This window comes from Streptomyces sp. NPDC051172 (genome assembly GCF_040682555.1).
GTDB lineage: Bacteria > Actinomycetota > Actinomycetes > Streptomycetales > Streptomycetaceae > Streptomyces.
This window is the reverse complement of sequence record NZ_JBFBBE010000007.1, coordinates 164,834-173,571: the sequence shown is the minus strand read 5'-3', so window position 1 is coordinate 173,571 and position 8,738 is coordinate 164,834. Positions and strand designations below refer to the sequence as shown.

Below are 8,738 nucleotides of genomic sequence, written 5' to 3'. Positions count from 1 at the left end.
GGACCAGCCGAGCGTGACCCACAGGTCGTGCGCCCCCGGGCCGCCCCCCAACAGACCGCGCGCCGCGTCGGCGCCCGTGGACAGCGGGTTGTAGACTGGGGGCGCAGCCCCCAGCCGGGTCGAAGAGGCAGCGCCACTGGGACGGGACGGGTGGGGGCGGCTGGGGCGAGAAACCTCTGCGGCGACGGACACAGGGCCGGCAGTCCGCCCCCCGGCCAGCAGCACAGCGCCCCCGGCCAGTACCCCCACCCCCGCACACACCGGCCACAACACCCCCGGCGCCGCCGCATACAGCACCCCACCCAAGGGCGCAGCCAACACCACCCCGCTGATCGACACCCCGGCGTACAGCGACTGGAACCGCCCGAGCACATGTCCCGGCGCCTGATCGGCGACGTAAGCCGTGGCGGTCGTCTTGTACAACACCTCCCCCACCGTCAACAGCCCCATCATCACCACCGCCGCCCCCACCCCGGCACCCACCAACAGCACCCCGTACCCCCCACCGACCAACAAAAGCCCGCACCCCACGATCCGCAACGGCGAACGCCGCCGCAGCGCCACCGCCACCGGCAGCTCCAGACACAGCAACACCCCACCGTTGATCGCGAGCAGTGCCCCGTACACCCGCGCATCCATCCCGTGGTCGGCGAGAAAGAGCGGAAACGTGGAGTACTGCTGCCGATAGACGACGTCGATCACCAAGATCGCCGGCAACAGCACCAACACCGCGGGCCGAGCCCGAAGCGCCGCCCACACCCCACCCCGCTGCTCCCCACGCCCCGCCCGCCCCCGCCCGCCGACCCCTCGCGCCGGCACCACCCGCGCCGTCCAGCACGCCAGCCCCAGGCTCCCGAACCCCTCGGCGACGTACAGCCAGTCGTACGAGAAGCGCGTGGCGACCAGCGCCCCGAGCACCGGGCCCAAGGTGAACCCCCCGTTCGCCGCGGCCCGCACCACCGCGAACGCCTGCCGCCGCACCCCCTCGGGCACGATGACCGCGACGAGCGCCGAGTTGGCCGCGCGCTGCACCCCGGACGCGTACTGGGACAGCGGCAACGCGGCGAGCAGGAGCGAGGTCGGCAGCAGCGGCACGGCGGCCAGGACCAGCCCGGACACCGCGGCGCCCGCGAGCAGCACCCGCCGGTGCCCGAACCGGTCCCCGTACCAGCCGCCGGTGAAGTTCCCCGCGACCAGCCCGGCCCCCGCGACACCGCTGAGCAGGCCCGCCTGGCCCGTCCCGAGCCCGCGCGGCCCGGTCAGATACAGGAACGTATAGGCGAAGCTCACGCTCACGACCATGTTCACGAAGGTCCCGCAGGCCAGCAGCCAGACCGTCCGCGGCACTTCTCGCAGACCTCGCACTCGTTCCCCCAGTGAGTTCCTTTTAGGAACTTACTATGGAGGCATGACAACCTCAGGTCAACCACGACCTGTGCACGAAGGGACGGCAAGCCATGGCCCGCAGGACGAGCCTGGAGGACGCCACCTGCGCCATCGCACAGGCTCTGGACGTGGTCGGCGACTGGTGGACGCTGCTGATCGTCCGGGACGCGGCCCGCGGGGTGCACCGCTTCGACGCGCTGCAGGCCGAACTCGGCGTGTCCAGAAAGGTGTTGACCGAGCGGTTGCGCCTTCTCGTCGAGGCGGACGTGCTGTCCCGGGTGCCGTACCAGGAGCGTCCCGTCCGCCACGAGTACCGCCTCACCGCGCGCGGCCGTGCCCTGCTCCCCGTACTGATCGCCCTCCAGGACTGGGGCGACGCCTGGGTCCTGGGCGACGGGAGCACGACGGCCACGACGGCGGAGGCGTCCGCGGAGGCCCAGCGGGTGCACGAACTGGTCGGCGAGCGGATCCCCGAACTCCGGCTCCCGGGCCACACGGGCGGGCTGCTCGACCCGGTCGCCGCCGACAGCCCGTACACCGTCCTGTACTGCTTCCCCGGCGCCTACGCCCGCGCCGACTCCTACCCGCCGGGCTGGACGGACATCCCCGGCACGCCCGGCTGCACCTTGGAGTCCTGCACCTACCGCGACCGGCTGGCCGAGTTCACCGCAGCGGGCGCCGCCGTGCACGGCGTCTCCACCCAGCGCCCGGACGAGCAGCGGGCGTTCGCGGAGAAGGAGGGGCTGCGTTTCCCGCTGCTGTCGGACGCCGGCCTGTCCCTCATCGCCGCGCTGCGGCTGCCGACGTTCCGCGCGGCGGGGGCGAGCCGGCTGAAGCGGCTCACGCTGGTCGTGGACCGGGAGCGGGTCGTACGGGAGGTGCAGTATCCGGTGACGGACATCGCCGGGAGCGTGGCGGCCGCACTGGCCACGGTCCGGCGTCTCGCCTCGCAGGAGTGACGCGGGTGGCGCCCGCTCGTCAACGGGGCCGGGGGATCATCCGCGCCAGCACCTCGCGCGCGTACTCCTCGTCGTAGGGCACCCCCGTCAGCAGCACCTGCAGACAGATGCCGTCCATCAGCGCGACCAGCGCCCGGGCCGTCACCGGGTCGGTGTGCCGGGCGATCTGTTCGGCGACGTCCTCGGCCCATTCGGCGGCCACCGGGCGCAGGGCGGGGCGGCGCAGGGCGGCGAGATAGAGCTCGTACTCCAGCTCGACGCCGGTGCGGTCGCCCGCGAGCCACTCGCCCAGACAGCCCGCGAGTTCGGCGGCGAGGTCGGGCGGCGGATCCTCCAGGCCGCCGCGCGAGGCGACCACCTTGGCGAAGCCCTCGCTCGCCTGCCGCAGCGCGGCGACCATCAGCTCGTCGAGGGTCTTGAAGTGGTACGTCGTCGACCCGAGCGGCACGTTGGCCTCGGCGGCGGCCGAGCGGTGGCTCAGCCCGGTCAGGCCCTTCTCCCCCACCACCCGGATCGCCGCGTCGATGATCCGCTGCCGCCGGTCGGGGTCGTAGCGGCGGGCCATCAGTGCGCGCCTCCCAGATTGAGCACCACGACCCCCACGATGATCAGCCCGATCCCCACGACCTTCGGGACGGTCATCCCCTCGCCGAGGAAGAAGATGCCGATGGCCACGATGGCCGCGGTGCCGAGGCCGGCCCAGATCGCGTAGGCCGTGCCGACCGACACGCTCTTCAGCGTCTGGGCGAGCAGCCAGAAGGAGACGCCGTATCCGGCGAGCGTCAGCACGGAGGGCCACAGCCGGCTGAAGCCGTGGCTGAACTTCATGGCGGTGGTACCGCCCACCTCGGCGGCGATGGCCGCGAGGAGCATCAGGAATGCCATGTGTACGAGCGTACACAATGATGCGTACGTCCGTACACAACGATCCACCGGCGCCGAGGGATGCGTAGCGCCGCATTCCGGATGAGGAGGTTCAACCTTCATGGAAATCGCTCGCTTAAACGACTCCCCGCAATCTCTTCACTCCACTAAGGTTTCACCGCTCGCTCACCTCACCCCCACCTCATCCCCGGCCGCCGCCTCGGGCGCCGCTGGAGGAACAGCGCATGCCAGAAACCACCCCCGAGCCGCCCCGGAACCAGCCCTGGGAGAACGGCTGGTCCCCCGACACCTCCCGAGCCCCGGGAACCCGAAGACTCTGGCTGGCCGGCGTGCTGGCCCTGTCGACGATCGTCGCGTGCGCGACCGCGATAGCCGTGATGGACAGGGACTCCGACCGCCCGTCACGGGCGTCCGGGACCCCGTCGTCGGCCGTCGCCGAAACGCCGCCCGGCCTGATCTCCTTCGCCACGCCGTCCACGAACGGCGTCACGACACCCACCGACAAGAGCGGCCAGTCGTCCGCGCAGACCAGTACGTCGCCCAGTCCGCACGACTCGGCGGCCGGCGGCAGCAAGCCGTCCAAGTCACCCAAACCCCATACGAGTTCGCCGAGCCACTCGAAACCGTCGGCCGTTTACGGGTCCATGCAGTCGGTGAACTACCCCGACCGCTACTGGCATGTGAGTGGCGACTACGTCAGGCTCGACCCGCCGGCCGGCTCGGAGTCCCGCCAGGACTCCACCTTCAAGGTGGTCAAGGGCCTGGCGGACAGCGCTTGTTATTCCTTCGCCACCCACGACGGCAAGTACCTGCGCCACCGCGACTTCCTGCTCCGCGACGAACCGAACGACGGCTCCTACCTCTTCAAGCAGGACGCCACCTTCTGCCCCCGCGCCTCCGCCTACTCGGGAGCGGTCATGCTGGAGTCGGTGAACTATCCGGGCCGGTTCCTGCGGCACCAGAACTTCCAGCTGAAGCTGGATTCCTACCAGTACAACGACGGCTACGTTGCGGATTCGGCGTTCCGGTTGGTGGCCGGGCTGGCCTGAGGACACGAGAACGGCGACGCCCTCAGGGCGTCGCCGTTCTCCTTCGAGCAGTGGGTGGACCTCAGACGTTGAACCCGAGCGCCCGCAGCTGCTCGCGTCCGTCGTCCGTGATCTTGTCCGGGCCCCACGGCGGCATCCACACCCAGTTGATGCGCAGTTCGCTGACGAGGCCGTCCGTGGCGGACTTGGCCTGGTCCTCGATGACATCCGTCAGCGGGCAGGCCGCCGAGGTCAGGGTCATGTCGAGCGTCGCGATGTTCGCGTCGTCGATGTGGATGCCGTAGATCAGGCCGAGGTTGACGACGTCGATGCCCAGCTCGGGGTCGACGACGTCGTACAGCGCCTCACGGACCTCTTCCTCCGAGGCCGGCTTCATCTCAACGGTCTCGCTCATGCCGTCTTCCTTTCGGCGTCGGCTCCGCCCAGGGCCTGGGCCGTCGCGTCCTTCCACGCCATCCAGCTGAGGAGGGCGCACTTGACCCGGGCCGGGTACTTGGAGACACCGGCGAACGCGACCGCGTCCTCCAGCACCTCCTCCATCGCGTCGTCAGGCTCGATCCGGCCCTTGGACTGCATCAGCTCCAGGAAGGTCTCCTGGATCTTCTGAGCGTCCGTCAGGTCCTTGCCGACCAGCAGTTCGTTCAGGACGGAGGCCGAGGCCTGGCTGATCGAGCAGCCCTGGCCCTCGTAGGAGACGTCCTCGATCCTCGTGCCGTCGTACTTCACGCGCAGGGTGATCTCGTCGCCGCACGTCGGGTTCACGTGGTGCACCTCGGCGTCGCCATCCCGAAGACCACGCCCGTGCGGGTTCTTGTAGTGGTCCAGGATGACTTCCTGGTACATCGAGTCCAGCTTCACTGTCTCAGCTCACGTCCCTCAGCCGAAGAAGTTCCGTACGTGCTCCAGCCCCTCGACCAGTGCATCGATCTCGGCCGGCGTGGAGTACAGATAGAACGACGCTCGCGTGGTCGCAGGAATTCCGTAGCGCAGGCACACGGGCCGCGCGCAGTGGTGGCCGACGCGGACCGCGATGCCCTGCTCGTCGAGGACCTGGCCCACGTCGTGCGGGTGGATGTCGCCGAGCGTGAAGGAGATCGCCGCGCCGCGGTCCTCGGCCGTGGTGGGGCCGATGATCCGCAGGTCCGGGACCTCACCCAGCTTCTTCACCGCGTACTCGGTGAGCGCGTGCTCGTGGGCCAGGACCTTGTCCATGCCGATCGACTGCAGATAGTCGATCGCCGCTCCGAGACCCACCGCCTGCGCGATCGGCGGGGTGCCCGCCTCGAACTTGTGCGGGGCGGGAGCGTAGGTCGACGAGTGCATCGACACGGTCTCGATCATCTCGCCGCCGCCGAGGAACGGCGGCAGGTCCTCCAGGAGCTCCTGCCGGCCCCACAGCACACCGATGCCGGTCGGACCGCACATCTTGTGGCCGGTGAAGGCCACGAAGTCGGCCTGCAGCGACTGCACGTCCAGCGGCATGTGCGGGGCGGCCTGCGAGGCGTCGATGCAGACCAGCGCACCGACCTCCTGGGCACGGCGGACTATCGCCTCGACCGGGTTGACCGTGCCGAGGATGTTCGACACCAGCACAAAGGAGACGATCTTCGTCTTCTCGGTGATGATCTCGTCGATGTTGGAGAGGTCGAGACGGCCGTCGTCGGTCAGGCCGAACCACTTCAGCTTCGCGCCCGTGCGCTGCGACAGCAGCTGCCACGGCACGATGTTGGAGTGGTGCTCCATCTCCGTGATGACGATCTCGGTCTCGTGGTCCACGCGGTAGGGCTCGTCGGCCCAGCCCAGCATGTTCGCCACGAGGTTGAGCGACTCGGAGGCGTTCTTGGTGAAGATCACCTCGTCGCGGCTGGGCGCGTTGATGAACGACGCGACCTTGTCCCGCGCACCCTCGTACAGCGCCGTGGCCTCCTCGGCGAGCACATGCACACCGCGGTGGACGTTGGCGTTGTAGCGCTCGTAGTACTCGTTCAGGGCGTCCAGCACCTGGCGCGGCTTCTGCGAGGTCGCCGCGTTGTCCAGGTACACGAGCTTCCGCCCGTCGTGGACCTGGCGGTCCAGGATGGGGAAGTCCTTGCGGATCGCCTCGGTGTCGAGGAGGCCCGGCAGCTGTGTCACGCGGATACGCCACCCTTCGTGTAAGCCTCGTAGCCCTCGTTCTCCAGCTTGTCGGCGAGCTCGGCACCGCCGGACTCGACGATCTTGCCGCCGGCGAACACGTGCACGTGGTCGGGCTTGATGTAGCGCAGGATGCGCGTGTAGTGCGTGATCAGCAGGGTGCCGACCTCGCCGGTCTCGCGGACGCGGTTGACGCCCTCGGAGACGACCCGGAGCGCGTCGACGTCGAGGCCGGAGTCGGTCTCGTCGAGGATCGCGATCTTCGGCTTGAGCAGTTCGAGCTGGAGGATCTCGTGGCGCTTCTTCTCACCGCCGGAGAAGCCCTCGTTGACGTTGCGCTCGGCGAAGGAGGGGTCCATGTTGAGGCGCTCCATGGCCTCCTTGACCTCCTTCACCCAAAGACGCAGCTTGGGGGCCTCGCCACGGATGGCGGTGGCGGAGGTACGGAGGAAGTTCGACACGGAGACGCCGGGGACCTCGACCGGGTACTGCATCGCGAGGAACAGGCCCGCACGGGCGCGCTCGTCGACGGACATCTCCAGGACGTCCTCGCCGTCGAGCGTGACGGTGCCGCCGGTGATCGTGTACTTCGGGTGGCCCGCGAGGGAGTAGGCGAGGGTCGACTTGCCGGAGCCGTTGGGGCCCATGATGGCGTGCGTCTCGCCCTGCTTCACGGTCAGGTCGACGCCCTTGAGGATCTCCTTCGTGGCGTTGTCGGCCTCGACGGTGACGCGCAGGTCTCGGATTTCAAGCGTTGCCATGGGTGCCTCAGGACTCCTGGTTGAGGGAGACGAGCACGTCGTCCCCTTCGATCTTTACGGGGTATACGGGGACGGGGCGCGTCGCGGGCAGGCCGGACGGCTTGCCGGTGCGCAGGTCGAAGCTGGAGCCGTGCAGCCAGCACTCGATCTGGCAGTCCTCCACCTCGCCCTCGGAGAGCGAGACGTTCGCGTGCGAGCAGATGTCGTGGATCGCGAACACTTCACCCTCGGTCTGCACGACCGAGATGGGCGTGCCGTCGAGTTCCACCCGTTTCGGGGTGTCCTCCTCCAGCTCGCTCAGCCCGCAGGCGCGTACGAAGGTCATCGGCCCGATCCAGACACAGTCTCCAGCTCCTCGTCGATCTTCTCCAGCAGCCGCGCCTGGATGTCGTCGACGCCGATCTGCTGGACCAGCTCGGCGAAGAAGCCGCGGACCACCAGGCGGCGGGCCTCGTCGGCCGGGATGCCGCGGGCCATCAGGTAGAAGAGCTGCTCGTCGTCGAAGCGACCGGTCGCGGAGGCGTGGCCGGCGCCGACGATCTCACCGGTCTCGATCTCGAGGTTCGGCACGGAGTCGACCCGGGCGCCGTCCGTGAGGACGAGGTTCCGGTTCATCTCGTAGGTGTCCGTGCCCTCGGCCTTGGCCTCGATGAGGACGTCGCCGATCCACACCGCGTGGGCGGCCTCGCCCTGCAGCGCGCCCTTGTAGACGACATTGGACTTGCAGTGCGGGACGTTGTGGTCGACCAGGAGGCGGTGCTCCTGGTGCTGGCCGGCGTCCGTGAAGTACAGCCCGAACAGCTCGGCCTCGCCGCCGGTACCGGCGTAGGAGACACGCGGGTGCAGCCGTACGACGTCGCCGCCGAAGGTGACCACGACCGACTTGAAGCTGGCGTCGCGCCCGATGAGGGCGTTGTGCTGGGCCACGTGCACGGCCTTGTCGTCCCAGTCCTGGACGGAGACGACGGTCAGCTTGGCGCCGTCGCCCAGGATGTAGTCGACGTTGGCGGCAAGCACCGCATCACCGGTGTGGTCGATGACGACGACGGCCTCGGCGAAGGCTCCGAGCTCCACGACCTGGTGGCCGTAGGCGACCCCGCCCTCGCCGTGCACGGCGATGCGGATCGGCTCGGTGAGCACCGTCTCCTTGGGGACGGTGACCACGCCGGCCTTCTCGAACGCCGAGTACGCCTGGGCGGCGATGCGGTCCACCGGGGTGCCCGCCTTGCCGAGGCGTGCGTCGTCACGGTCGACGAGCTCGACGGTGACGCCCTCGGGGGCCTCGACGGCGACCTTCACGCCCTCGCCGGTCGCGACGGCGGTGCCGTCGTGCAGCCCGCGCAGGCGCTCCAGCGGGGTGAACCGCCACTCCTCCTCGCGGCCGTGCGGGACCGGGAAGTCCGCCACGTCGAAGGACGGGGGCGCGCTCATGCGCGTGGCGACGGTCGACTCGGCGGCCACCGCGATCTGGCCCGCGGTGGTGGACCCCACGGGGATGTTCTGAGCCTCAGCCATGGCTGTCGGTCTGCTCTCTTCCTACGTAAGTGACTTGATGGGGGCGGCCG

At 69.5% G+C, this 8,738-nt stretch carries 11 protein-coding genes; 2 read left to right on the top strand and 9 right to left on the bottom strand.

What is annotated here, in order from left to right; genetic code table 11:
- A partial coding sequence (locus AB0N07_RS06480; RefSeq protein WP_365832676.1) for an MFS transporter occupies positions 1-1,365 on the bottom strand: 1,365 nt, incomplete at its 3' end.
- A 92-nt stretch (positions 1,366-1,457) separates the two neighbouring features.
- Here AB0N07_RS06480 and AB0N07_RS06475 point away from each other — a divergent pair.
- The gene (locus AB0N07_RS06475; protein ID WP_365832674.1) at positions 1,458-2,345 is read left to right on the top strand and encodes a winged helix-turn-helix transcriptional regulator; all 888 of its coding nucleotides are present in this window, start codon (positions 1,458-1,460) and stop codon (positions 2,343-2,345) included.
- Positions 2,346-2,364: 19 nt separating this feature from the next.
- Here AB0N07_RS06475 and AB0N07_RS06470 read toward each other — a convergent pair whose 3' ends face one another.
- Both AB0N07_RS06470 and AB0N07_RS06465 read right to left on the bottom strand, forming a co-directional pair.
- Positions 2,365-2,910 (bottom strand): TetR family transcriptional regulator, encoded by a 546-nt coding sequence (locus AB0N07_RS06470; protein WP_365832672.1) that lies wholly within the window; start codon positions 2,908-2,910, stop codon positions 2,365-2,367.
- Positions 2,910-3,248 (bottom strand): multidrug efflux SMR transporter, encoded by a 339-nt coding sequence (locus AB0N07_RS06465; protein WP_365832670.1) that lies wholly within the window; start codon positions 3,246-3,248, stop codon positions 2,910-2,912. The genes AB0N07_RS06470 and AB0N07_RS06465 overlap by 1 nt, the downstream gene beginning before the upstream one ends.
- A 206-nt stretch (positions 3,249-3,454) precedes the next feature.
- Here AB0N07_RS06465 and AB0N07_RS06460 point away from each other — a divergent pair, with 206 nt between their 5' ends.
- Positions 3,455-4,279, top strand: a complete 825-nt coding sequence (locus AB0N07_RS06460) for an AbfB domain-containing protein (protein WP_365832668.1) — start codon at positions 3,455-3,457, stop codon at positions 4,277-4,279.
- A gap of 61 nt (positions 4,280-4,340) precedes the next feature.
- Here the strand turns inward: AB0N07_RS06460 and AB0N07_RS06455 are convergent, their stop codons facing one another.
- The 6 genes from AB0N07_RS06455 to sufD are packed head-to-tail and all read right to left on the bottom strand — an operon-like array spanning position 4,341 to position 8,688.
- Positions 4,341-4,673, bottom strand: a complete 333-nt coding sequence (locus tag AB0N07_RS06455; protein ID WP_028809645.1) for a metal-sulfur cluster assembly factor — start codon at positions 4,671-4,673, stop codon at positions 4,341-4,343.
- Positions 4,670-5,137 carry a Fe-S cluster assembly sulfur transfer protein SufU gene (sufU, locus tag AB0N07_RS06450; protein WP_365832666.1) on the bottom strand — a complete coding sequence of 156 codons (468 nt, stop codon included), beginning with the start codon at positions 5,135-5,137 and terminating at the stop codon, positions 4,670-4,672. The genes AB0N07_RS06455 and sufU overlap by 4 nt, the downstream gene beginning before the upstream one ends.
- 18 nt (positions 5,138-5,155) lie before the next feature.
- Positions 5,156-6,412, bottom strand: a complete 1,257-nt coding sequence (locus AB0N07_RS06445; protein ID WP_365832664.1) for a cysteine desulfurase — start codon at positions 6,410-6,412, stop codon at positions 5,156-5,158.
- On the bottom strand, positions 6,409-7,173 hold the full coding sequence (sufC, locus tag AB0N07_RS06440) for a Fe-S cluster assembly ATPase SufC (protein WP_365832662.1): 765 nt from the start codon (positions 7,171-7,173) through the stop codon (positions 6,409-6,411). Before sufC ends, AB0N07_RS06445 begins: the two co-directional genes overlap by 4 nt.
- Before the next feature lie 7 nt (positions 7,174-7,180).
- Positions 7,181-7,498 carry a bifunctional 3-phenylpropionate/cinnamic acid dioxygenase ferredoxin subunit gene (locus AB0N07_RS06435; protein WP_030933402.1) on the bottom strand — a complete coding sequence of 106 codons (318 nt, stop codon included), beginning with the start codon at positions 7,496-7,498 and terminating at the stop codon, positions 7,181-7,183.
- Positions 7,495-8,688: a Fe-S cluster assembly protein SufD gene (gene sufD / locus AB0N07_RS06430; RefSeq protein WP_365832659.1), complete on the bottom strand. Its 1,194-nt coding sequence runs from the start codon at positions 8,686-8,688 to the stop codon at positions 7,495-7,497. Before sufD ends, AB0N07_RS06435 begins: the two co-directional genes overlap by 4 nt.
- Positions 8,689-8,738: the final 50 nt, after the last annotated feature.

Excerpts from the sequence above, each read along its gene's own strand:
- sufC (WP_365832662.1), bottom strand. The coding sequence starts at position 7,173 with ATGGCAACGCTTGAAATCCGAGACCTGCGCGTCACCGTCGAGGCCGAC.
- AB0N07_RS06470 (WP_365832672.1), bottom strand. The coding sequence starts at position 2,910 with ATGGCCCGCCGCTACGACCCCGACCGGCGGCAGCGGATCATCGACGCG.
- AB0N07_RS06460 (WP_365832668.1), top strand. The coding sequence starts at position 3,455 with ATGCCAGAAACCACCCCCGAGCCGCCCCGGAACCAGCCCTGGGAGAAC.
- AB0N07_RS06435 (WP_030933402.1), bottom strand. The coding sequence starts at position 7,498 with ATGACCTTCGTACGCGCCTGCGGGCTGAGCGAGCTGGAGGAGGACACC.
- AB0N07_RS06475 (WP_365832674.1), top strand. The coding sequence starts at position 1,458 with ATGGCCCGCAGGACGAGCCTGGAGGACGCCACCTGCGCCATCGCACAG.
- sufD (WP_365832659.1), bottom strand. The coding sequence starts at position 8,688 with ATGGCTGAGGCTCAGAACATCCCCGTGGGGTCCACCACCGCGGGCCAG.
- AB0N07_RS06455 (WP_028809645.1), bottom strand. The coding sequence starts at position 4,673 with ATGAGCGAGACCGTTGAGATGAAGCCGGCCTCGGAGGAAGAGGTCCGT.